Genomic DNA, 23,183 nt, shown 5'->3' on the forward strand with positions numbered 1-23,183 from the left:
CCCTCACTCCGGCATTGCTCCGTGGGCCCGCCGCGAAGGGCCATCCATGGCCCAGCGCGGCTATCCCGGCATCCATGCCGGGATGCCCACTCCACAATGCCTGCGTTCGGCCAGCGTGGTTAACGGGGCGCCCGAGATCAACGTCCACCCCGAGGCGGCCTGATAGCCGACCTGGTTCTCCTGGTCGTACACCCGTCAGATCTGTGGGAGCAAAGCTTGCTCGCGATGGGGCCAGTCAGCTCAACATCCATGTGACTGAACCACCGCCATCGCGAGCAAGCTCGCTCCCACAGGAGAAACGCGGTCCCACCAAGAACCAGGTCGGCTATCAGGCCGCCTCGTGGCGGACATTGATCTCGGGCGCCCCGTTAACCACGATGGCCGAACGCAGGCATTGCGCAGTGGGCACCTCGGCATGGATGCCGAGGTAGCCGCGCTGGGCCATGGATGGCCCTTCGCGGCGGCCCACGGAGCAATGCCTTCGTTCAGGCATGCCGAGCCTAGGCGAGGCACCGAGTGGTGGGGCATGAGCGTTTTTGGTTACTTTTGGCTGGTCCGGCTCCCGGCTCTTCCAAAAGTGACCCGCCGTAAGGGCGGAACCATAAGCCGCCGTTACCGCAGAAACGGATATACACACCAAACGAAGCCCCCTCAAGGACTGTAATACCCCACCGCCACCAGAAAATGCCCAACCTTCTTCAGGTACGCATGCTTGTCCTCGACCTTCCCGGTCACCGGGTTCTTCCAGCGATACTCATACTCCCCCACATCCTGCTTGCCGATCATGGCCAGGATCGGCTCCCCCACCGGCTTGCCATCGGGGTCCTTGACCTTGGCGAAATCGGTATTGATCAAGCGCAGGTTGGTGCCGTGGCCGACATACCGCCGGGTATTGAGATCAACGACAAAGACATACAGGTCATCCTGCAGATAACCGCCCTTGAGGGAATTGACCGCCGTCAGCGTGGCTTTCTCGTTTTTCAGCAGGTCGCTCGAGGCCTTGTCCAGCAACGCCCTGGCCTGTTCGGCGGAAGCCCGTGGCAGGTAGTAGCCGACGGCCAGGATCCGCTCGCCAACGCGCTGGAAATACACATGCTTGCGCTCGACCTTGCCGTCCGACCAGTTCTGCCAACGGTACTCGGCTTGCTGGATGCCACTGGCCTCGGGAGTCTTCAAGGCGTCCTTGAAGGCTTTGCGCAGGTCCGGGCCCAGCACTTCAGACACGTCTCGCCCGATCAGCGCTGAGGAAGGCCCGCCGCTGGCGAGCATCACACCCTGGGTATCCACCACGAATACGTAACGATCCTTGTCGACGAATTCCCCCTGGCGACTGAAGGCGGCAAAAGCTTTGTCGCCGTTGTCGTGGTAGTAGGCCAAGGCCTTTTCCAGCAGCGAGCGGGCCGCCTGGCCGTCATCCGGTGTCGCTGCATGAACCGGTGCCAGCCCCAGCACAAGCATTGCGCCCAGCCAGGCCATCCTGTGAAAAAAACCCATATGCGCGCCCCTCGTTCTTGTTGGTGTTTCAAGAGCGTAGACGGCGTGGGGTGATGTTGGAGTATTCAGGGAATTGCTGGGGAGGCCTGGGGCGTCAGTGGGTATTGATACTGACTGACAGGACGTCATCGCGAGCAAGCTCGCTCCCACACTGGAGGTGCTTACCCGGTGGGAGCGAGCTTGCTCGCGATAGCGGCGGCACATTCAGCATGATGCGCACTGACACGCCACTATCGCGAACAAACGCCAACAGGCTTATTGACTGCGCAGTTGCTGCTGCAAGTTCTGGATCTGCGCTTGCAAGGTGTTGATGTTACGAGTGACCTGGCCACGGAAGGCGTCGAACTCGGCAGTGTTGCCGCCCTTGTCCTGCTGGCTCTTGAGCACGATCACGTCTTGCTCCAGACGGTCGATGGCCGAGTTGGAGGTGGCTCTTTTCAGGGCGGTGATGTCGGCACCGATGCTCTTGAGCTGAGCATCCAGGGCACCACCCTCGCCTTGGCTTTTCAGGGCCGTAACTTCAGCCACCAGCGTCTTGACCTGGGCTTGGAGCTCCTTGTTGGACGCTTGCAACTGGGTGTTGGTGTTCTGTTGTTCAGTGGCCTGGGCAATGAGTTGGGCCAGTTCCTTGTCCAGGTCGGCGGACGGACCGAAGGTCGCTTGCTGTTGCTTGTACTGCTCCATCAGTTTGCTGTCGAATTGCTTGCCCTGATCCTGCAGCTTGCTTTCCAACTGCTTGATCTGCAGCTTCAAGGCCTCACTGTCGCTCATCACATTGGACTGGCCGGCGACGACCTTGCCGGAAAATTCCTGTAAGCGCCCCGCCGCATCTTCACTGATCCGAGCGAAGCTTTCCTGGGTCGCCACCAATTGCTGTTCCATCAGGGAAATCTGCTGGAAGCTCCACCATGCCAGGAAACCGAACGCACACAACAACGCACCGACCAATGCCCACAGCGGCCCGGTGCTGGGGCCCTTGACCTTGGCCGCCGCGGCAGCGGGCGCAGAGCGGGCTTGCGCAGGGGGCTGGCGGTTGGGCAGAAAGTCATCGTCATCGGGAATGTCGGCCCGCATCCGCAGGCTCGGTACATCGTCGAAGTCGTCGTTGGCATCGTTACGCATGGGCATTGGTTCAACCTTTGGGAAACCGGTGATGGCTTGATACGGCAAGTATAACCCCCTCGCCCGCCGCACCGATTGACCCCAAACATGGCACTCGGTTCATGACGGGCCGATCAGCGGGTGTTCGGTGGCCTGTATGGCTAGTTCGTTAGTTCAAATTCGGATGCCAGAAATTCATAGCCAAGGCGCTGCGACGAGTCATACAGGCCACTGACCCTTCCACCAGGCACAAAATTCATCAAGGGCGGTCCACAGGCTGACCTGCGGGTCGTAATCGAGATAATGCCGGGCCCGGCTGATGTCCAAGGTGAAATTCTTGTTCATGACCTGCATGCCCAGGCGCGACAGCGTTGGTTCGGGGCGGCCCGGCCACAATTTGCAGAAACCTTCATTCAGGGCCGCGACACTATAAGCCAAGCCGTAGGAACGATAACGCCGGACCTGTGGGACTTCCATCTGGCGCATCACATAATTGACCACATCCCACAGCGGAACCGGTGCCCCGTTGCTGATGTTGTAGGCCTTGCCCAAGGCCGAATCGGTAGCCAGCAGGCTGCTGAGCAGCGCTTCGTTGAGGTTTTGCACGCTGGTGAAATCCACCTTGTTCAGCCCGTTGCCGACAATCGCCAGGCGCCCCTTGCGCTGCATTTTCAACAGCCGCGGAAAAATGCTCATGTCACCGGCACCGGTCACGAAACGCGGGCGCAGGGCCAGCACTTCGAGGCCGAACTCCTGGGCGCCGAAGACTTTCTGCTCGGCCAGGTACTTGGTGGCGGCGTAAGGGTGCTTGAAACGCTTGGGCACTTGTTCTTCGGTCAACCCGAGATGGTCACGACCGTCGAAGTAGATGGACGGCGAGGACAGATGAACCAGCCGGCGCACCTTCTGCTTGAGGCAGGCCTCGACGACATTTTCCGTGACCTGGACATTGCCTTGGTGGAAATCCTGGTAGCGACCCCAAAGCCCCACGGAACCGGCGCAATGCACCACGGCCTCGACATCCAGGCACAAATCCCGGGCCAGCAGCGGGTCGCTCAGATCCCCTTGGACAAACTGTGCACCGCGACGCACCAGGTGTTCCACGCTCTCGGCCCGGCGACCATTGACCCGTACATCCAGGCCCTGCTCCAGGGCAAAACGCGCAAAGCGCCCGCCGATGAAGCCGCTCGCGCCAGTGACCAGAATTTTCATGAATGCTCCTAAGAAATGCGGTTACGAGCCTCGCGCTACAACCTGCAAATTTATCTGTGCGCCGCTTTTACCTGCAGCTTGACGTCTACGGCGCCTCCCAAGGCACCAGACACTGCCGGGAGGCGCGGATCAACTGTTCGGTCAACAAGCCAAGCAACTGCCCGCCATTGCGCCAATGATGCCAGTACAGCGGTACATCGATCGGTTTATCTGCCAGCAATTCCACCAGCACGCCGCGCTCCAGCTGTTCGCGCGCTTGCAGCTCCGGCACGAGCCCCCAGCCGAGCCCGACTTCAGCAAGACGAATGAAACCTTCGGACGAGGGGCACAGATGGTGCTCGAAACCGCCCTCCACGCCCACGGACGCGAGGTAGCGGTGCTGCAGGAAATCATCCGGGCCAAACACCAATGCCGGCGTACGGGCCAGTTGATCGGCCCGCACGCCGCCTGGGAAATGCCGGGCGATGAACGCCGGGCTGGCCAGCGCCCGGTAGCGCATCGCCCCCAGCAAAACACTGCGGGCGCCCGCCACCGGGCGTTCGCTGGCGCAGACACACGCCGCCACTTCACCGGCGCGCATGCGCTTGAGGCCAACGGTCTGGTCCTCCACCACCAAGTCGAGCAACAGATGCTGCTCGGCGCAGAAATCGCCCACCGCCGCCGCCCACCAGGTCGCCAGGCTGTCGGCGTTCAGGGCGATGCGCAAACGCTCCGGCAGGCCCTCTTCATCCAGCGCCGGCACCAGGCTTTGCAGGTCGCGCTCAAGCAGACGCACCTGCTGCACGTGGTTGAGCAGCCGTCGGCCGATTTCCGTGGGTGCCGGCGGCGTGGCACGCACCAGCACCGGCTGGCCGACCCGAGCCTCCAGCAGCTTGATCCGTTGCGAGATGGCCGATTGCGACAAACCCAACACCTGGGCCGCGCGCTCGAAACCGGCCTGCTCGACCACGGCAGCCAGGGCAGAAAGCAATTTGTAATCGAACATCAGTTTTCCTAATGAGCAATCAGCAGGATTGGTTTTTCTTATACAGCTTGCCACCGGAGAATGGCCAGCATTCAGGTATCGATGGGGAGTAAAAATCATGTGGCAAAGTTATGTGAACGGACTGCTGGTGGCCCTCGGGCTGATCATGGCCATCGGCGCGCAGAACGCGTTTGTGCTGGCCCAGAGCCTGCGCCGCGAGCATCACTTGCCGGTAGCCGCATTGTGTATCACCTGCGATGCACTGCTGGTGGCCGCTGGCGTATTCGGACTGGCAACGCTGCTGGCCCAGAGCCCGATGTTGCTGGCAATTGCCCGCTGGGGTGGCGCGGTTTTCCTGCTCTGGTACGGCAGCCAGGCGTTGCGTCGGGCTTGTTCGAAACAAAGCCTGCAGCAAGGTGAGAACCAGGCCGTGCGCTCGCTGCGGGCGGTGCTGCTCAGCGCCCTGGCGGTGACGCTGCTCAACCCCCACGTCTACCTCGACACCGTGCTGCTGATCGGTTCCCTCGGTGCCCAGCAGAGCGTACCCGGTGCCTATGTCGTGGGCGCGGCCAGTGCCTCGCTGCTGTGGTTCCTCACCCTGGCCATCGGCGCGGCATGGCTGGCCCCCTGGTTGGCCCGTCCAAGCACCTGGCGGATCCTGGACCTGTTGGTGGCAGTGATGATGTTGACCGTGGCGGTGCAATTGATCGTCAACGGCTGATTATTCCAAACCGCTCTGGAACCTCTATTCCACACAGTTGTTGCGTGGTTATGCCGCACCCCCGGTGCTATGATCCGACTCCTGCGCCGCAAAGAGTACAAACTCCCCGGCGCTAGTCTGGCCGCCCGTGATCGGCCTTGCGCTCACCGCAACTGACCTGATTAGGAGAATCACCATGGCTTTCGAATTGCCGCCGCTGCCCTATCCACACGATGCACTGCAGCCGCACATCTCCAAAGAAACTCTGGAATACCACCACGACAAGCACCACAACACCTATGTCGTGAACCTGAACAACCTGGTGCCTGGCACCGAGTTCGAAGGCAAGAGCCTGGAAGAAATCGTCAAGACTTCCTCGGGCGGTATCTTCAACAACGCCGCTCAGGTCTGGAACCACACCTTCTACTGGAACTGCCTGGCGCCAAACGCCGGCGGTCAACCAACCGGCGCGCTGGCTGAAGCCATCAACAAGGCCTTCGGTTCGTTCGACAAGTTCAAGGAAGAATTCAGCAAGACGTCCATCGGCACCTTCGGTTCCGGCTGGGGCTGGCTGGTGAAAAAGGCTGACGGTTCCCTGGCCCTGGCCAGCACCATCGGCGCCGGCAACCCGCTGACCAGCGGCGACACTCCGCTGCTGACTTGCGACGTGTGGGAACACGCCTACTACATCGACTACCGCAACGTTCGTCCGAAATACGTCGAAGCGTTCTGGAACCTGGTCAACTGGAAATTCGTCGCCGAGCAGTTCGAAGGCAAAGCCTTCACCGCCTAAGCGCCGATGCCAGACAAGAAAACCCGGCGTCGTGCCGGGTTTTTTTTGCCGGAAAAAAATGACCGCAGGCAAAATACCTCGCGTCTGGAACCCCAAGAAAAAATCCCTGGAGGCCTCAAGTTCCGGCCCCTTCCAACCGACACAATGGTCGTAGAGCAATCACTCTGGAAAGAACGTACATCGGTCAGGTTTCAAGCGAAAACCCTTGTGTTTGATTGTCCCTTTGACTGACATCACAGGATTGCCAATACTCATGGCAACTTGACGCTACCCGCACGGAACAAGGAACCACTCTTTGAAGCTGGAACTCAAGAACAGCTTGTCTGTGAAGTTGCTCCGGGTCGTGCTCCTCTCGGCATTGATCGTTGGCATGGTCTTGAGCTGCGCCCAGATTGTGTTCGATGCCTACAAAACCAACCAGGCCGTCGCCAGTGACGCCCAACGGATCCTCGACATGTTCCGCGATCCTTCGACCCAGGCCGTCTACAGCCTGGACCGGGAGATGGGCATGCAAGTGATCGAGGGGCTGTTCCAGGACGAAGCCGTACGCATGGCTTCCATCGGCCATCCACGCGAAACCATGCTCGCCGAAAAAACCCGGCCCTTGCAGCACTCCGAAAGCCGCTGGCTGACCGACCTGATCCTGGGCAAGGAGCGCACCTTCACCACGCAACTGGTGGGACGCGGCCCCTATAGCGAATATTACGGCGACCTGAGCATTACCCTCGACACCGCCACCTACGGCGAGGGTTTCATCGTCAGCTCGGTGATCATTTTCATTTCCGGGATGCTGCGGGCCCTGGCCATGGGCCTGGTGCTGTACCTGGTCTATCACTGGCTGCTGACCAAACCGTTGTCGCGGATCATCCAGCACCTGACCGAAATCAACCCCGATCGCCCCAGCGCCCACAAGATCCCGCAGTTGCGCGGCCACGAACAAAACGAGCTGGGCCTGTGGATCAATACGGCCAACCAACTGCTCGAATCCATCGAGCGCAACACGCACCTGCGCCATGAAGCGGAAAACAGCCTGCTGCGCATGGCCCAGTACGACTTCCTCACCGGCCTGCCCAACCGCCAGCAGCTGCAACAGCAACTGGACAAGATCCTGGTGGACGCCGGGCGCCTGCAACGCCGGGTGGCGGTGCTGTGTGTGGGGCTGGATGATTTCAAGGGCATCAACGAACAGTTCAGCTATCAGACCGGCGACCAGCTGCTGCTGGCCCTGGCCGATCGGCTGCGGGCCCACAGCGGCCGGCTCGGCGCACTGGCGCGGCTGGGGGGCGATCAGTTCGCCCTGGTCCAGGCCGACATCGAACAGCCTTACGAAGCCGCCGAACTGGCCCAGAGTATCCTCGATGACCTGGAAGCGCCGTTCGCCATCGACGATCAACAAATCCGCCTGCGGGCCACCATCGGCATCACCCTCTTCCCCGAAGACGGCGACAGCACCGAGAAACTGTTGCAGAAAGCCGAGCAGACCATGACCCTGGCCAAGAGCCGCTCGCGCAATCGCTACCAGTTCTACATCGCCAGCGTCGACAGCGAGATGCGCCGCCGTCGCGAACTGGAAAAAGACCTGCGCGAGGCCCTGGCCCGCGAGCAATTCAGCCTGGTGTACCAGCCGCAGATCAGCTACCGCGACCTGCGGGTGGTGGGCACCGAAGCCCTGATCCGTTGGCACCATCCCGAGCACGGCCTGGTGCCGCCGGATCTGTTCATTCCCCTGGCCGAGCAGAACGGCACCATTATCGCCATTGGTGAATGGGTGCTGGACCAGGCGTGCAGGCAATTGCGCGAATGGCACGACCAGGGTTTCCTCGACCTGCGCATGGCGGTCAACCTGTCGACGGTGCAACTGCACCACGCCGAACTGCCGAGGGTGGTGAACAATCTCCTGCAAATGTACCGGCTGCCGCCGCGCAGCCTGGAGCTGGAAGTCACCGAGACCGGCCTGATGGAGGACATCACCACCGCTGCCCAGCATTTGCTGAGCCTGCGCCGCTCCGGGGCGCTGATTGCCATCGATGACTTCGGGACCGGCTATTCGTCCCTGAGCTACCTCAAGAGCCTGCCGCTGGACAAGATCAAGATCGACAAGAGCTTCGTCCAGGACCTGCTCGACGACGAGGACGATGCAACCATCGTCCGGGCCATCATCCAGTTGGGCAAGAGCCTGGGCATGCAGGTCATTGCCGAAGGCGTCGAAACGGTCGAGCAGGAAGCCTACATCATCGCCGAGGGCTGCCACGAAGGTCAGGGGTATTACTACAGCAAACCGCTGCCGGCACGGGAATTGGGCCTTTACCTGAAGCAGGCCGAGCGCAGCAAGGTTTCCATCATCTGATTTCTCCCCCACCTGCCACGTCCCTGTAGGAGCTGGCGAAGCCTGCGATCTTTGGTTTGCTCGCTTGAGACTCAAGCGTCCAGGGAAAGATCGCAGCCTCGCTTCGCTCGACAGCTCCTACAGACGCTATCGAAGGCGGCAATCTCCCATCATTAAATAAGAAATATTTACACCTGCAACCCTTTACACATAATGCAAATCTTTCGCATTATGTCGCAGTTTTGCGCACCCTCGCGCCTGTCCCATCCATCATCGAAGCAGGATGTTTGCCATGATTCGTATGCCCCTGGCTACCGCCAGTCTGCTGGCTATCGCTATTTCCCTCGCCGGTTGCGGTGAAGGCAAAGACAAGGCCGCCGCGCCGCAAGCGCCAACGCCTGCCGCCAGCACCGCGGCACCGGTCGCCCCTGCTGCTGCCGGCAAAGTCGACGAAGCTGCCGCCAAGGCCGTTGTCGCGCACTATGCCGACATCGTCTATGCCGTCTACAGCGATGCCGAATCCACGGCCAAAACCCTGCAAACCGCCGTCGACGCGTTCCTGGCCAAGCCGAACGCCGAGACTCTGAAGGCCGCCCGGGCTGCCTGGGTCGCCGCACGCGTGCCTTACCTGCAAAGCGAAGTGTTCCGCTTCGGCAACACCATCATCGACGACTGGGAAGGCCAGGTGAACGCCTGGCCCCTGGACGAGGGCCTGATCGACTACGTCGACAAATCCTACGAGCACGCCTTGGGCAACCCGGGCGCCACCGCCAACATCATCGCCAACACCGAAGTCCAGGTCGGCGAAGACAAGGTCGACGTGAAGGACATCACCCCGGAAAAACTCGCCAGCCTGAACGAGCTGGGCGGTTCCGAGGCCAACGTCGCCACCGGCTATCACGCCATCGAATTCCTGCTGTGGGGCCAGGACCTCAACGGCACCGGCCCGGGTGCGGGCAACCGCCCTGCGTCGGACTACCTGCAAGGTGCTGGCGCCACCGGCGGTCACAACGACCGTCGTCGTGCCTACCTCAAGTCTGTGACCCAACTGCTGGTCAACGACCTCGAAGAGATGGTCGGCAACTGGAAGCCGAACGTGGCCGACAACTACCGCGCCACCCTGGAAGCCGAGCCAGCCGAAAGCGGCCTGCGCAAGATGCTGTTCGGCATGGGCAGCCTGTCCCTGGGTGAACTGGCGGGCGAGCGCATGAAGGTGTCACTGGAAGCCAACTCGCCAGAAGACGAGCAGGATTGCTTCAGCGACAACACCCACAACTCGCACTTCTACGATGCCAAGGGCGTGCGTAACGTGTACTTGGGCGAATACACTCGCGCCGACGGCACCAAGATGACCGGCGCGAGCCTGTCGTCCCTGGTCGCCAAGGCCGATCCGGCCGCGGACACCGCGCTCAAGGCTGACCTGGCCGACACCGAAGCCAAGATTCAGGTCATGGTCGATCACGCCAACAAAGGTGAGCACTACGACCAACTGATCGCCGCCGGCAACACCGCGGGCAACCAGATCGTGCGCGACGCCATCGCCGCACTGGTCAAGCAGACCGGTTCGATCGAACAGGCTGCGGGCAAACTGGGTATCAGCGACCTGAACCCGGACAACGCTGATCACGAGTTCTGATCAACGCCGGCTGGCTGAAGCGGATTAACGCAGCCAGCCAAGCCACACACCTGTGGGAGCGAGCTTGCTCGCGATTGGGGTCTATCGGTCGACATTGATGTTGGCTGGTCTACCGCTATCGCGAGCAAGCTCGCTCCCACAGTGGTTTCCGGTGGTTCGAAAATGCGTGGTCAGTCATCACTTCCCTTGTGGGAGCGAGCTTGCTCGCGATAGCGGTGGGTCAAGCAACAGCGATGCTGACTGTGCCGACGCTATCGCGAGCAAGTTCGCTCCCACAGGAATTTCGTCGCTCGTGGTCATCACTGCAACCCCGCCAGCCGCCCTTCGATAAACCGCCGTTCCGGCAATTGCTGCGTCAACTCAAGCGCGCGTCGATACGCCGCCCTCGCCTCGTCCAATCGTCCCAGTTGACGACAGAACTCCGCCTTCGCCGAGTAGGCCAGGTGATAGTCGAGTAATTCCCCACGCCCCAGGATCGCCTCGACCAGGCGCAAGCCGACTTCCGGCCCATCGCGCTTGGCCAGAGCGGCGGCGCGGTTGAGTTCGATCACCGGTGACGGCACGGCCCGCAACAGCACATCATAAAGCCCGACGATCTGCGGCCAGTCGGTCTCCTGCGCCGTCGGGGCTTCGGCATGCACCGCCGCAATCGCCGCTTGCAGGCAGTACGGCCCGAACCGCCGGGTTTTCAGCGCGGCTTCCACCAACGCACAGCCCTCGGCGATCAGCTCGGCATCCCATAAGGATCGCGCCTGTTCATCCAGCAGGATCAGCTCACCGGTCGATGACGTTCGCGCCGGGCGCCGGGATTCGTGCAGCAGCATCAACGCCAGCAACCCCATGACCTCAGCCTCGGGCAGCAACTCCATCAGCAGACGCCCGAGGCGGATGGCTTCGCGCGTCAGGTCTTCGCGGGTCAGCTCGGCGCCCATCGAGGCCGAATAACCTTCGTTGAACACCAGGTAGATCACCCGCAGCACGCTGTCCAGCCGTTCCGGCAGTTCCGCGCGGGACGGTACTTGGTAGGGGATCCTGGCATCGCGGATTTTCGCCTTGGCCCGCACGATACGCTGGGCAATGGCTGCCGGGGCGGCGAGGAACGCCCGGGCGATTTGCTCGGTGGTCAGGTCGCAGACTTCCCGCAGCGTCAGGGGCACCTGGGCGTCCGCCGCCAGGGCCGGGTGGCAACAGGTGAAAATCAGCCGCAGGCGATCGTCTTCCACGTCTTCGTCACTCCACTGGCCCTGCTCCAGCGCTTCGAGCTGGGCGATCAACATCGGCCGGGACGCGGCGAAACGCGCGCGCCGGCGCAAACTGTCGATGGCTTTGAAACGGCCGGCAGATACCAGCCAGGCCCGCGGGTTATCCGGTACCCCGTCGCGCTGCCAGCGCTCGACCGCAATGAAGAAGGCCTCGTGCATGGCTTCTTCGGCGAGGTCGAAGTCCCCCAGCAGGCGAATCAACGTCGCCAGGATCCGCCGCGAGTCTTGCCGATAAACCTGCTCGACCCGCGCCTTGACCGCTTCGACCGACATCAGTCGGGCATGCCTTGGAAGCCCCACCCTTGGACCAGCAAGGCCGGCTCATTCCAGGCGCAGAAAATCTTCTGACGCGGGGCGTCGATCATTCGGCTGATGGATAACGCGTAAGGAGCAGTTGCAAGGTTCATGAATGAAGTCCTGTTTGTATTTGTTGTTCAGGGGTTCAGTTGGCGTACCGGTCGTACTTCGACGCAGCCGACCCGGGCCGCCGGGATATTGCCGGCGACCTGGATGGCTTCGTTGAGGTCCTTGGCATCGATCAGGTAGAAGCCCGCCAGTTGCTCCTTGGTTTCGGCGAATGGGCCGTCGGTGATCGACAGCTTGCCGCCGCGCATGCGCACCGTGGTGGCGGTCTGCACCGACTCCAGGGCCTCGGCGGCCAGCATCCGCCCACTGCCCTGGATCGACTCGGCATAGGCCATGCACTCGGCGTCCTCCGGGCTGTCGGGCGAGTTGTGCAGCGTGTGTTCGTTGCTATACACCAGGCATAGGTACTTCATGGAAGGCTCCGTGATCGGACTGATCAACTATGGACGGCAGAATGAGGCTCAGCAAAAAAACCGACGATCAGGGTTGCAGGTCGAACAGCGTCGTACCGGCCATCGGGTCGAACGGCGCGGACCAATGTTCATGGACGATCCGCCATTGCCCGGCTACACGCCGGTAGCAGGCCGTCACACGCATCCAACAGGCCTGCTCCTCGCCTTTGTCGTTGGTGCCGCCGCAATAGGTCAGCCAGTGGGCGAAGGCGATGTTCTCTGCCGGGGTAATCTTGACCTGATGGAAGTCGAACTTGTGCGGGCCGGGGCACATTTCCATGCAGGCTTGCCAATGGGCCCGGTAAGCGGTCTTGCCCTTGAATTGCAAGGCCTGGATGGCATCGAACGAGACGATGTCTTCGTCATAGAGTGCCATGACCTTTTCAACGTCCTTGGCCATGACCGCTTGGCGATAGGTGTCGATCAGGGCCTGGATTTCGGTTTCAGTGGCTTGGGTATTCATGGTGATTCTCCGCAGGTTTTTGTTGAAGACACCCTTTGTCGTTTGGAGAAACAGCGAATCGACAACCCAACAAAAATAATTCAAAGAAAAAATTCGCTAGAATCCAGGTCCTATTCTGTCGGCAAACAACGGACGTTCTTGTGACCGCTCAGCTCGTACCCTATGAAGACCTGACCCCGCTGCAACGCGAACAGGTCAGCGCCATCGAAATCCACCCCGAACAGATCAAGTTCGCTGGCGATATCCACGGTGCCCTGCACACGCTGCTGTCCAAGCCCGGCCCGGGGGTCAAAGGGTTTGCACTATTGGCTGAAGAGGTGCCGGTGGCCTTCCTGCTGCTCAAGCGCCCACCGGTACTGCCCGCCTGGGCCAATGAACACAGCGCCACCCTGCATGCCCTGCAAGTCGATCACCGGGTCCAGGGCAAAGGTTATGGCAAGGCCTGCCTGCAGGCGCTACCCGCCGTGGCGCGAGCCGCCTGGCCGGAAATCCGCGGGCTGGAACTGTCGGTTGACGCCGATAACGACTCGGCCATCGGCCTGTACACCCGGCTGGGCTGGGTCGACAGTGGCGAGGCCTACAAGGGCCGCATCGGTTACGAGCGGCGGATGGGGTTGGTGTTTTGACAAACAGAGTCAACGATCAATAGATGCTAAATGTGGGAGCGAGCTTGCTCGCGATGAGGGCATATCAGTCGCCATCGACGTTGGCTGATCCGCCGCTATCGCGAGCAAGCTCGCTCCCACAGGGACCCGCGACGATCAGTTTGGCTTGAGCGGGATCCAGATCTCCAGGGTGCCTTCGCCGGTCCTGGGGTTGAAATCCTCGCTGTAGCGCTCGAACTCCGGCAGCTCGGCGGCTGTATGACCGGAATGTGGCAGCCACTCGTTCCAGATGTATTGGAACGTGTCCGGTAGTTGTTTCAACGGCCCCTTATGTTCGAAGACGGCGTAATACCCAGGCTGGATTTCGATCCAGCGGTATTGCTCCGGCAGATCGTCGAGCCGGCTGATTTCCACACCAGCGATGTATTCGAACCCACCCTTCCCGTCCGGGTTGCAACACACGCCGTAGGTCACTTCATCTTTCTCCCCTGGCACCTTGCCGAGCCAGGGCAGGAACTTTTCCCAGAGCAAAGGGATGTCCTGGGCAGTGTCCTGGGTAAACCGAGCACCAAAGCCGGCGATAAGCTGAAAACGTCCCTGTTCAAAGCGTGGTTCGACGGTGTAATCGCGTTTGGGCTTTTCCATCCGGCAACACTCCAGCAAAACGTGAAGTTGGATTTGGCAGTATAGAAGCCAAACCGTGATTGCCGGGCCCGTTTCGCTGGTCAGATTCCAGGCAAGGCGTTGGTGACGGCTTTTCCTACAAACTCGTTGTAGCCAGAAACAATCACGTACACCGCGAAATAGCAGAAGATCGCGGCGGATGCCCAATAGGAGTAACGCAGCAGTTTATCCCCCAACAATTTGCCACCCTGGGTTGCCGCCAGGCACAGGGCCGCGCACCACAACAACCCGGCGCAGAGAAAACCACTGAGGAACAACGCCGAGCTGAGCAAGGTGCCGCCACCCGAACGCGCGATCAGTGTGCCGCCCACCGCAGCGAACCAGAGGATGGCACTGGGCGACGACATGGCCAGGAAAATCCCGCGAAAGAACTCCTGGCGCGAGGAGTTGCCCTGCACCTCCCCGGCTTCGGCGAGCACGGCGCTGTGATAGATCGCCGAATGGATCATCTTCGCCGCGAAATACAGCAACAGCACCGAACCACCGAGCCACAGCACCCAACGCACCGCCTCGTATTGCAGCAGGACTGTCATGCCCGCCAAGGCCAGGACGGCGTAGATCAGGTCGCCCACGCAGGTGCCCAGGCCCAGGGCGAAACCCTGGAAGTAACCACGCTGCATCGCCAGGGTGATCATCGCGATATTGGCCACGCCAATGTCCAGGCACAGGGAGAGACTCAGCAGGAAACCGCTGGAAAATTCCATCATTCATTCCGTTCGATTGGGCTACAGCGAATTCAACTGCCCACAGCCGGCGTTGATGGCTGCGTGGCAAGGTCGACAGTGTCGTCGAAAATAGTTGCGCGCGGCTACTGGACAATCCCACATCCGCCCGATTATCTTGCGCCGCAGGCCACCGCAGTGGCCAACGTCGCTCGGACGGTTCCGGGCGCTCACGTATCTCGAGGCAACAATGGCCGAACAAGGTTCGCCGCGCCGCTTTGCGCGCATCGATCGACTCCCCCCTTACGTATTCAATATCACTGCCGAGCTGAAGATGGCTGCGCGTCGGCGCGGCGAAGATATCATCGACTTGAGCATGGGTAACCCCGACGGCGCCACGCCCCCGCACATCGTGGAAAAGCTGGTCACCGTCGCCCAGCGGGAAGACACCCACGGCTATTCCACCTCCAAAGGCATCCCGCGTCTGCGCCGCGCCATTTCGCGCTGGTACAAGGACCGCTATGAGGTGGACATCGACCCGGAAACCGAAGCCATCGTCACCATCGGTTCCAAGGAAGGCCTGGCCCACCTGATGCTGGCAACCCTGGACCAGGGCGACACGGTGCTGGTGCCCAACCCCAGCTATCCGATCCACATCTACGGTGCGGTGATCGCCGGCGCCCAGGTGCGTTCGGTGCCGCTGGTGCCTGGGGTGGATTTCTTCGCTGAACTGGAGCGGGCCATCCGCGGCTCGATTCCCAAGCCGAAGATGATGATCCTCGGCTTCCCCTCCAACCCCACCGCCCAGTGCGTGGAGCTGGATTTCTTCGAACGGGTCATCGCGCTGGCCAAGCAGTACGACGTCCTGGTGATCCACGACCTGGCCTATGCCGACATCGTCTACGACGGCTGGAAAGCCCCGTCGATCATGCAGGTGCCCGGCGCGAAAGACATCGCGGTGGAGTTCTTCACCCTGTCCAAGAGCTACAACATGGCCGGCTGGCGTATCGGTTTCATGGTAGGTAACCCGGAACTGGTCAACGCCCTGGCACGGATCAAGAGCTACCACGACTACGGCACCTTCACCCCGCTGCAAGTGGCCGCCATCGCCGCCCTTGAAGGTGACCAGCAATGCGTGCGCGACATCGCCGAGCAGTACCGCCAGCGCCGCAACGTACTGGTCAAGGGCCTGCATGAACTGGGCTGGATGGTGGAAAACCCCAAGGCGTCGATGTACGTCTGGGCCAAGATTCCCGAAGCCTATGCCCACCTGGGCTCACTGGAGTTTGCCAAGAAGCTGTTGGCCGAAGCCAAGGTCTGCGTCTCGCCGGGGGTGGGGTTCGGGGAATATGGGGATGATCACGTGCGCTTCGCGCTGATCGAAAACCAGGACCGGATTCGTCAGGCCGTGCGCGGGATCCGCGGGATGTTCCGGGCGGATGGGTTGATAAACAAACCTGGCGCCTGACTCAAGACCAACGGTGGGAGTTTGCTCCCACCCTGGCTCTGCTGATCACCAGAAACCACTGTGGGAGCGAGCTTGCTCGCGATAGCGGCATAACAGTCAGCGAAAGAGTCGACTGTCAGTCCGCCATCGCGAGCAAGCTCGCTCCCACAGGTTCAGACCACCAGCGACAGCAGCAGGATAAAGATCAACCCCACCACGGACAGGATGGTTTCCATCGCGGTCCAGGTCTTGAAGGTTTCAGCAACGGTCATGTTGAAGTACTGCTTGACCAGCCAGAAGCCTGCGTCGTTGACGTGGGACAGGATCAACGAACCGGCACCGGTCGCCAGCACCAGCAGCTCACGGTTCACACCCGGCATCATCCCCACCACCGGCACCACGATCCCGGCACCGGTAATGGTCGCCACCGTCGCCGAGCCTGTGGCAATGCGGATCACCGCAGCCACCAGCCACGCCAACAGAATCGGCGAGATCTGCGCACTCACCGCCATGTGACCGATCACATCGCCCACGCCACTGGTCACCAGCATCTGCTTGAAGCCACCACCGGCACCAATGATCAGGATGATCGCGGCGGTCGGTGCAAGGCTGGCGTCCAGCCATTTGAGCATCTGGCTGGAACCGATGCCCTGCTTGTAGCCGAAGGTGTACAGCGACAGCAGCAGCGCCAGCAGCAACGCGGAGATCGGGTGGCCGATCATGTCCATCCAGGCGCGGAAGAGGTTGCCATCGGGCAGCGCCACGTCAGCGAAGGTCTTGAGCAGCATCAGGAATACCGGCGACAGCACGGTGATCAGGGTGATGCTGAAGCTTGGCAGTTCGGCGGAGTCCGTCTCACGGGCCAGTTGGTCCACCAGCTCCTGGTTCGGATGGCCGGGGATGTGCTTGGCAATGAACGTACCGAAGATCGGCCCGGCAATGATGGCCGTCGGCAGCGCTACGATCAGGCCATAGAGAATGGTCTTGCCGATGTCGGCGCCAAATACGCCAATCGCCAGCAGCGGCCCCGGATGTGGCGGCACCAGGCCGTGGACCGCGGAAAGACCGGCCAACAGCGGGATACCGATCTTGATGATCGACACGCCGGTGCGGCGCGCGACGATGAACACCAGCGGGATCAGCAGCACGAAGCCGATTTCGAAGAACAGCGGGATGCCCACCAGGAACGCGGCGAACATCATGGCCCACTGCACCTTGTCCTTGCCGAAGGCGCGGATCAGGGTCTGGGCGATCTGGTCGGCCCCGCCCGACTCGGCCATCATTTTGCCGAGCATCGTGCCCAGCGCCAGGATGATGCCGACAAAGCCCAGCACGCCACCGAAGCCGTCCTGGAACGCCTTGATGATGGTGCCGGTCGGCATGCCCGACGTCAGGCCGAGGAACGCGGCGGCGATGGTCAGTGCAATGAACGGGTGGAATTTGAACTTGGTGATGAGGATGATGAGTCCGATCACCGTGACCACTGCATCAAGCAGCAGGAACGTCTCGTGGGACATGCCGAACATGGGAGGTGTCTCCTGATTTGTTGTTGTTATTGAAGCAGTTATTGGTTAGCCGTCGGGGTAGCGCTATCTTTCTGACGCAAACTTTTTGAAACTCAGCCGGCAAGCTTCAAACCATGGTCCAACCACCAGACGTAAGCCTGATGCGCCAACTCTTCAACGCTGTGGCTGGACGCATCCAGAGCCAGGGTCAGGGGCTCGCCGACAGGGGATTGCAGGGTGGCAAACTGGCTGTCGATCAGGGTCGACGGCATGAAATGGCCGGGACGATGGGAAACGCGGTCGGCGGCCACTTCGGGGGTCAATTCAAGGAATACGAAGCCCAGGCCAGGCAAGGCACTGCGCAGACGCTCGCGATAACTGTGCTTGAGGGCCGAGCAGGTCAGCACCGGGCGTTCGCCCGTGGCGTCGACACGGCGCAACTCATCGCACAGGCTGTCGAGCCAGCCGGCACGGTCGTCGTCGTTCAAGGGAATACCGGCGCTCATCTTCTGGATGTTGGCCGCAGGGTGGAAAGTGTCGCCTTCGATGGCAGTGGCGCCGCTCAGCTCGCATAGCGCCTGGCTGACGCAAGTTTTGCCGCAACCGGCAACGCCCATGATGACCAGGGCGGTGATGGGATTATTCATGTAACACCTCAGCGCGCAGACAGCGCTACCTTTGCCAGTTATGACACCGCAGCAAAAGCAGAAGTTGCCGACGCCTTCTTGTCATTTTTGTGGTTGCAGCATGTTCGTTCACGACACCAGCACACGGGAGATCAGGCAAACCCCACTTACGCAATTGCAGCCGCGTCGAGACAGCGCTACCTTAGTGCCTTGATTTTTGTTTGGCAAGCCGCCCTGATGACCGTCCCTAAAAACGATAAGAATACTCGCACCACCGGTCGCCCCACGCTCAATGAAGTCGCACGCCTGGCCGGTGTCAGCCCCATCACCGCCTCCCGTGCCCTGCGCGGCGTTAGCACCGTAGCCGTCGACCTGGTGGAAAAAGTCCGCCAGGCCGCCTCGCAGCTCAACTACGTCGTCAACCCCGCCGCCCGCGCCCTGGCTTCGGCCCAGAGCCATTCGGTGGTGGTGCTGGTGCCGTCGTTGTCCAACTTGTTGTTCATCGACACGCTGGAAGCCATTCATCGGGTGCTGCGACCCAAGGGTTTCGAAGTGGTGATCGGCAACTATCACTACTCCCGGGACGAAGAAGAAGACCTGCTGCGCAACTACATGGCCTATCAGCCGCGTGGTTTGCTGCTGACCGGTTTCGACCGCACCGAAAGCGCCCGACGCATGATCGAGGCCAGCAACATTCCCTGCGTGTACATGATGGAGCTGGACCCGGGCGCCGGGCTCAACTGCGTCGGCTTTTCCCAGCTCAAGGCCGGCGAAACGGCGGCTGAGCACCTGATTTCCAAAGGCCGCAAGCGCCTGGCCTACATCGGCGCGCAACTGGACCAACGCACCCTGCTGCGTGGCGAAGGTTTTCGCCGCGCCCTGCAGAAAGCCGGCCTGTATGACCCGGACCTGGAACTGCTGACCCCACGCCCGTCATCGGTAGGCCTGGGCGGCGAGTTGTTCCTGCAGTTGCTGGACAGCCACCCGGACGTCGATGCGATCTTTTTCGGCAACGACGACCTGGCCCACGGTGCCTTGTTCGAGGCCCTTCGCTGCGGCATCAAGATTCCCGAGCAGGTTTCGGTGCTGGGCTTCAACGACCTGCCCGCCTCGGCCCACACTGTGCCGCGCCTGAGCAGCATCAGCACCCCACGGGAAGCCATCGGCCGCCGCGCCGCCGAGCAAATGCTGACGTTAATGGCCGGCAACCGCATCGCGCAGCCGGTGGTGGACATGGGCTTTGAGCTCAAGGTCCGCGAAAGCACCTGAGCCTGCCCGTCGCACGCCAATACGGTCGATCCATGCCGTCCGCCGGCAAGGGTTGGCCGCCCTCGCCGCGTTCCTGCCCACAAGCTTCACCAGCGCCCGAAGAAACCACGACGCTTGGAGGTTCTGCGGCGGCAAAATTCAAGGACTACATGAGCAAGACGCCCGAAGAGCGCCTGCGCGACAGCATTCTCGAAGAGATGGGCATTACCGAGGAAGAGTTCGAGGCGATGCCGCCTCAGAAGCAGATGGCGGTCAGCCAGGAGATTGCCCAGCGCATGCAGGACAAGTCGGCGATGGCACAAGTGGAAAAAGCCCAGCAGAGCCGCACCGACGACAAAGCCTCGGCCACTGACAGGTTTCTCGCCTCGCTTTGAGCCTCGGCACATGGCGCAGCGTTTGAGCTGGGGAGCGCCCCAGCTCAAACCTGAGGCCAACCGAGGCAGTATCGGCTCAATGACCGAACAGGTTCACCTTCTTGGTTTTTTTGTCGGCGCGCTTTTCATCGGCAGTTTTCGCCGGTTTTTTCTTTGCCGCTTTTTTTGAATCCATGCCTTTGGACATGATACGTACTCCACTCATACGGGATGTGAAGTCAGGTATACACCTATCGCCGCACCTGCGTTCTTTTATAATCGCCCTCCCCTTATCGCCCACGACCCTGTCATGTCCGAAATCCATTACGCAGCGCTCGAAGCATCGCTTTGGCCGCTGATGAACAAGTTCTATCGCGCCCACCAATCCTCGATGAAAGCGGTACGTGACGCACAGCTTTGGGTGGCGCGGCGCGATGAAATCGTCGCCGCCCTGTGCCTGCGGCAGGTGTCGGGCGGGCATTGGTTGACAGGGTTGTTCGTCGATCCGGCGTACCGCGTACAAGGCATCGCCGCACGGTTGATCGCCGAAGCGGTGAACGGCGTGAATGAGCCGGTGTGGCTGTTCTGCCACCCGGACTTGCGCGGTTTTTATGAGCGACGGGGTTTCAGCTTCGACCCCGAACTGCCCTATGCGATGGCTGAGCGCCTGAGCCGGTATGCGCGTAGCAAGCCGATGATTGCGATGGGGCTTGCGCCTGCAAAACCCTAAAGATCACACCGCCCACTGTGGGAGCTAGCTTGCTCGCGATGGCGTCAAGTCAGTTGCATCAATGGTGGCTGACACACCGCTATCGCGAGCAGGCTCGCTCCCACAGGGGATGTATGTCGATCATGAGTTAGTCGTCGGCCGTGGGGTCCAGGTCCGGGAACATCACCTCGGTAAACCCGAACTTGCTGAAATCACTGATGCGCGACGGGTACAAGCGCCCGATCAGGTGATCGCATTCATGCTGCACCACCCGCGCATGAAAGCCCGATGCGTAACGCACGATCGGCTCGCCCTTGGGATCGAAGCCTTCGTAGCGGATGTCCTGGTAGCGCTCGACCGCCCCGCGCAGGCCCGGCACTGACAGGCAACCTTCGAAACCCTCTTCCATCTGCGGACCCAGTGGGGTGATCAGCGGGTTGATCAGGATGGTCTGGGGCACCGCCTCGGCGTCGGGGTAACGCTCGCTGTGCTCGAAGCCGAAGATCACCAGTTGCAGGTCCACGCCGATCTGTGGCGCTGCCAGGCCGACGCCGCCGACGCTTTCCATGGTCTGGAACATGTCGTCGATCAATTGCCACAACGCTGGGCTGTCGAACATTTCGGCAGGCACCGGCGGGGCAATGCGCAGCAGGCGGTCGTCGCCCATTTTCAGGATGTCACGGATCATGGTCGGGCTTCGTCAGGGTGGGGATGAGGGATGGAATGGTCGCGGCCCAGGCCCGACACATGCTGCTTTTCGTGCTCGCCCGCGCTCTTTTCGCCCGGGTTCTTGCCCTCGGTGGACATGTGCTCGATCACCGCATTCATCTCCGCACCGAGCAACAGCACCGCCGCAGAAATGTAGAAATACAGCAACAACACGATGATCGCACCGATGCTGCCATACATGGCGTTGTAGTTGGCAAAGGTCTTGACGTAAAACGCAAAGCCCAGGGAGGCAATGATCCACACCACTACTGCCAGCACCGACCCCGGCGTGATGAAGCGAAACTCCTGCTTGACGTCGGGCATCACGTAATAGATCAGCGCCACGGCCACCATCAGCAAGATCACGATCACCGGCCAGCGCACGATCGTCCAGAGCGTGACAATGAACTCCTCCAAGCCAACCTGGGCCGCAATCCAGCCCATCACCTGTGGCCCGAGCACCATCAATGCCGCAGCGGCCAGCAACATGCCGGCGATGCCGACGGTGTAGAAGATCGACAGCGGAAAACGCTTCCAGGCCGGGCGACCTTCCACCACATCGTAGGCGGCGTTCATCGCGCTCATCATCAGCCGCACGCCTGCCGAGGCAGTCCACAACGCAATGACGATACCTACCGACAACAATCCGCCCTTGGATTGCTGGAGCTGGTCGATCACCGGGTTGACCTGCTCCAGGGCCTGGGGCGGCAGCACCAGCTCCGATTGCAGGCGCAGCCAGGAGAAGAAGTCCGGCAGGTGCAGGAAGCCTATCAACGCGATCAAAAAGAGAATGAATGGAAACAGCGAAAACAGCATTTGGTAGGCCAATGCCGAGGCGTAGGTCGACATCTCGTCGTCGAGAAACTCGGTCACGGTGCGCATCATCACACGATGCAAGGGTAAGCCTTTCAAGGCCGGGAACATCATGTGCGTCTCCTTTCGCCGCAAAAAAAAGGGGGTCGCTTGGCGACTCAGGGGCCGTTATCACAACAAAGTAGCCTGTTTGGCGACGTTGGATCAATTTCGTCTTTCATGCTCGACGCTGAATTGACCGGCGATTGCCGAGCCAAGTTTCATTGTTCCTACAGGCGGGGCTTTATGTTTGCCCGGCAACCACCGAGAATGCCCCACGTATTCAGGCTGCGGCCTGAAGCTCCAACCCCGTAGGAACGTTATGAAACTCGATAAAAAGCAGGCCATCGCCCGCAGAAACCAGGATCTGGGCGGCGCCGTACTGGGCGTCAACAACTGCCACTTCAGCGAATTGAACCGTAACCGCAACATCTTCTGGTTCGATATCCCGGTGGGTCGCCTGGCTATTGGTCAGTACGAATGGATCCACCTGCTGCTGCACACGCCGGCCACCGATGAGCTGCTGCACCTGAAGGTGCCGACCGTGTTCCTGCGCGAGAAAATGGAAGGCCTGGAAGTGCGCAACCAGGGTAAACGCAAGGCAGCCTTGAGTCTGGAACTGAGCGCTGACAAGGATTCCTATCTTCAGGACATGCGGCCGGGTGGTACCAATCTGGATTTTGCGCAGTTCAGGTTGTAATGCGATTTCCTAGCTTTGGTGTGTATATCCGTTTTTTGCGTAACGGCGGCTTAGGGTTCCGCTCTTACAGCGGCTCACTTTTGGAAGAGCGCCAAAAGTAAGCAAAAACGCTTTGCCCCACCACTCGGTGCCTCGCTCAGGCTCGGCATGCCCTCACTCCGGCATTGCTCCGTGGGCCGCCGCGAAGGGCCATCCATGGCCCAGCGCGGCTATCCCGGCATCCATGCCGGGATGCCCACTGCGCAATGCCTGCGTTCGGCCAGCGTGGTTTAACGGGGCGTCCAGATCAAGATC

The 23,183-nt window shown here is 61.0% G+C and carries 25 protein-coding genes and 1 pseudogene; 11 read left to right on the forward strand and 15 right to left on the reverse strand.

The genetic code is table 11. The annotated features are described in order from the left end of the window. Positions 1 to 328 precede the first annotated feature (328 nt). The 5 genes from AB4Z20_RS26975 to AB4Z20_RS26995 all read right to left on the reverse strand — a co-directional run bounded on the left by AB4Z20_RS26975 (position 329) and on the right by AB4Z20_RS26995 (position 4,792). Positions 329 to 469: a hypothetical protein gene (locus tag AB4Z20_RS26975; RefSeq protein WP_253478700.1), complete on the reverse strand. Its 141-nt coding sequence runs from the start codon at positions 467 to 469 to the stop codon at positions 329 to 331. Between the two features lie 182 nt (positions 470 to 651). Then, a complete protein-coding gene (locus tag AB4Z20_RS26980; protein WP_092144280.1) occupies positions 652 to 1,494 on the reverse strand; it encodes a cache domain-containing protein in 843 nt (280 codons plus the stop codon). Between the two features lie 255 nt (positions 1,495 to 1,749). Next, complete coding sequence (locus tag AB4Z20_RS26985) at positions 1,750 to 2,622, reverse strand: ATPase (RefSeq protein WP_442091078.1); 873 nt, start codon at positions 2,620 to 2,622, stop codon at positions 1,750 to 1,752. A 192-nt stretch (positions 2,623 to 2,814) separates the two neighbouring features. Beyond that, entirely contained in the window at positions 2,815 to 3,807 is a 993-nt protein-coding gene (locus tag AB4Z20_RS26990) for an NAD-dependent epimerase/dehydratase family protein (protein WP_253472116.1), read from the reverse strand. Positions 3,808 to 3,892: 85 nt separating this feature from the next. After that, the gene (locus AB4Z20_RS26995; RefSeq protein WP_253472114.1) at positions 3,893 to 4,792 is read right to left on the reverse strand and encodes a LysR family transcriptional regulator ArgP; all 900 of its coding nucleotides are present in this window, start codon (positions 4,790 to 4,792) and stop codon (positions 3,893 to 3,895) included. A gap of 97 nt (positions 4,793 to 4,889) precedes the next feature. Between AB4Z20_RS26995 and AB4Z20_RS27000 the strand changes: the two genes are divergently transcribed. The 4 genes from AB4Z20_RS27000 to AB4Z20_RS27015 all read left to right on the forward strand — a co-directional run bounded on the left by AB4Z20_RS27000 (position 4,890) and on the right by AB4Z20_RS27015 (position 10,226). Further along, positions 4,890 to 5,492, forward strand: a complete 603-nt coding sequence (locus AB4Z20_RS27000) for a LysE/ArgO family amino acid transporter (protein ID WP_253472112.1) — start codon at positions 4,890 to 4,892, stop codon at positions 5,490 to 5,492. Positions 5,493 to 5,667: 175 nt separating this feature from the next. Continuing rightward, positions 5,668 to 6,264 (forward strand): superoxide dismutase, encoded by a 597-nt coding sequence (locus AB4Z20_RS27005; protein WP_024619656.1) that lies wholly within the window; start codon positions 5,668 to 5,670, stop codon positions 6,262 to 6,264. A 295-nt stretch (positions 6,265 to 6,559) separates the two neighbouring features. Then, positions 6,560 to 8,611, forward strand: coding sequence for a putative bifunctional diguanylate cyclase/phosphodiesterase (locus AB4Z20_RS27010; RefSeq protein ID WP_214511668.1), 2,052 nt, complete (start codon positions 6,560 to 6,562; stop codon positions 8,609 to 8,611). A gap of 271 nt (positions 8,612 to 8,882) precedes the next feature. Then, positions 8,883 to 10,226 (forward strand): imelysin family protein, encoded by a 1,344-nt coding sequence (locus AB4Z20_RS27015; RefSeq protein WP_253472109.1) that lies wholly within the window; start codon positions 8,883 to 8,885, stop codon positions 10,224 to 10,226. A gap of 299 nt (positions 10,227 to 10,525) precedes the next feature. On the opposite strand, the gene AB4Z20_RS27020 is transcribed toward AB4Z20_RS27015, so the two are convergent. From AB4Z20_RS27020 to AB4Z20_RS27035, 4 genes and pseudogenes are all read right to left on the reverse strand, one after another. Further along, positions 10,526 to 11,761, reverse strand: coding sequence for an RNA polymerase sigma factor (locus AB4Z20_RS27020; RefSeq protein WP_442091082.1), 1,236 nt, complete (start codon positions 11,759 to 11,761; stop codon positions 10,526 to 10,528). Positions 11,762 to 11,769: 8 nt separating this feature from the next. After that, positions 11,770 to 11,895: pseudogene (locus tag AB4Z20_RS27025) on the reverse strand (polyketide cyclase); the annotation flags it as partial. 27 nt (positions 11,896 to 11,922) lie between these two features. Further along, a complete protein-coding gene (locus tag AB4Z20_RS27030; RefSeq protein ID WP_003198606.1) occupies positions 11,923 to 12,267 on the reverse strand; it encodes a YciI family protein in 345 nt (114 codons plus the stop codon). Positions 12,268 to 12,334: 67 nt separating this feature from the next. After that, positions 12,335 to 12,769: a YybH family protein gene (locus AB4Z20_RS27035; RefSeq protein WP_214511665.1), complete on the reverse strand. Its 435-nt coding sequence runs from the start codon at positions 12,767 to 12,769 to the stop codon at positions 12,335 to 12,337. Positions 12,770 to 12,909: 140 nt separating this feature from the next. Between AB4Z20_RS27035 and AB4Z20_RS27040 the strand changes: the two genes are divergently transcribed. Continuing rightward, a complete protein-coding gene (locus AB4Z20_RS27040; protein ID WP_253472105.1) occupies positions 12,910 to 13,395 on the forward strand; it encodes a GNAT family N-acetyltransferase in 486 nt (161 codons plus the stop codon). Positions 13,396 to 13,530: 135 nt separating this feature from the next. On the opposite strand, the gene AB4Z20_RS27045 is transcribed toward AB4Z20_RS27040, so the two are convergent. Next, complete coding sequence (locus AB4Z20_RS27045) at positions 13,531 to 14,019, reverse strand: GyrI-like domain-containing protein (RefSeq protein ID WP_253472103.1); 489 nt, start codon at positions 14,017 to 14,019, stop codon at positions 13,531 to 13,533. A gap of 80 nt (positions 14,020 to 14,099) precedes the next feature. Continuing rightward, on the reverse strand, positions 14,100 to 14,762 hold the full coding sequence (locus AB4Z20_RS27050) for a LysE family translocator (protein WP_442091085.1): 663 nt from the start codon (positions 14,760 to 14,762) through the stop codon (positions 14,100 to 14,102). A gap of 208 nt (positions 14,763 to 14,970) precedes the next feature. Between AB4Z20_RS27050 and alaC the strand changes: the two genes are divergently transcribed. Then, the gene (gene alaC / locus AB4Z20_RS27055) at positions 14,971 to 16,188 is read left to right on the forward strand and encodes an alanine transaminase (RefSeq protein ID WP_003198594.1); all 1,218 of its coding nucleotides are present in this window, start codon (positions 14,971 to 14,973) and stop codon (positions 16,186 to 16,188) included. A 152-nt stretch (positions 16,189 to 16,340) separates the two neighbouring features. On the opposite strand, the gene AB4Z20_RS27060 is transcribed toward alaC, so the two are convergent. Both AB4Z20_RS27060 and AB4Z20_RS27065 read right to left on the reverse strand, forming a co-directional pair. Next, entirely contained in the window at positions 16,341 to 17,693 is a 1,353-nt protein-coding gene (locus tag AB4Z20_RS27060) for a GntP family permease (RefSeq protein ID WP_253472099.1), read from the reverse strand. 92 nt (positions 17,694 to 17,785) lie between these two features. Beyond that, the gene (locus AB4Z20_RS27065; protein ID WP_003198590.1) at positions 17,786 to 18,319 is read right to left on the reverse strand and encodes a gluconokinase; all 534 of its coding nucleotides are present in this window, start codon (positions 18,317 to 18,319) and stop codon (positions 17,786 to 17,788) included. A gap of 216 nt (positions 18,320 to 18,535) precedes the next feature. Between AB4Z20_RS27065 and AB4Z20_RS27070 the strand changes: the two genes are divergently transcribed. The 3 genes from AB4Z20_RS27070 to AB4Z20_RS27080 all read left to right on the forward strand — a co-directional run bounded on the left by AB4Z20_RS27070 (position 18,536) and on the right by AB4Z20_RS27080 (position 20,650). Continuing rightward, on the forward strand, positions 18,536 to 19,567 hold the full coding sequence (locus AB4Z20_RS27070) for a LacI family DNA-binding transcriptional regulator (protein ID WP_442091087.1): 1,032 nt from the start codon (positions 18,536 to 18,538) through the stop codon (positions 19,565 to 19,567). 149 nt (positions 19,568 to 19,716) lie between these two features. Next, positions 19,717 to 19,941: a hypothetical protein gene (locus AB4Z20_RS27075; protein ID WP_408980837.1), complete on the forward strand. Its 225-nt coding sequence runs from the start codon at positions 19,717 to 19,719 to the stop codon at positions 19,939 to 19,941. A gap of 289 nt (positions 19,942 to 20,230) precedes the next feature. Further along, positions 20,231 to 20,650 (forward strand): GNAT family N-acetyltransferase, encoded by a 420-nt coding sequence (locus AB4Z20_RS27080; protein ID WP_442091090.1) that lies wholly within the window; start codon positions 20,231 to 20,233, stop codon positions 20,648 to 20,650. Between the two features lie 127 nt (positions 20,651 to 20,777). Here the strand turns inward: AB4Z20_RS27080 and def are convergent, their stop codons facing one another. Both def and AB4Z20_RS27090 read right to left on the reverse strand, forming a co-directional pair. Beyond that, a complete protein-coding gene (def, locus tag AB4Z20_RS27085; protein ID WP_258690501.1) occupies positions 20,778 to 21,317 on the reverse strand; it encodes a peptide deformylase in 540 nt (179 codons plus the stop codon). Next, positions 21,314 to 22,264 (reverse strand): YihY/virulence factor BrkB family protein, encoded by a 951-nt coding sequence (locus AB4Z20_RS27090; protein WP_018610993.1) that lies wholly within the window; start codon positions 22,262 to 22,264, stop codon positions 21,314 to 21,316. Before AB4Z20_RS27090 ends, def begins: the two co-directional genes overlap by 4 nt. Before the next feature lie 247 nt (positions 22,265 to 22,511). Here AB4Z20_RS27090 and AB4Z20_RS27095 point away from each other — a divergent pair, with 247 nt between their 5' ends. Continuing rightward, entirely contained in the window at positions 22,512 to 22,889 is a 378-nt protein-coding gene (locus AB4Z20_RS27095) for a hypothetical protein (protein ID WP_018610995.1), read from the forward strand. 147 nt (positions 22,890 to 23,036) lie between these two features. Beyond that, complete coding sequence (locus AB4Z20_RS27100; protein ID WP_256211728.1) at positions 23,037 to 23,162, forward strand: hypothetical protein; 126 nt, start codon at positions 23,037 to 23,039, stop codon at positions 23,160 to 23,162. Positions 23,163 to 23,183: the final 21 nt, after the last annotated feature.

It is taken from the genome of Pseudomonas sp. KB_12, assembly GCF_052114545.1.
Lineage (GTDB): Bacteria > Pseudomonadota > Gammaproteobacteria > Pseudomonadales > Pseudomonadaceae > Aquipseudomonas > Aquipseudomonas brassicacearum.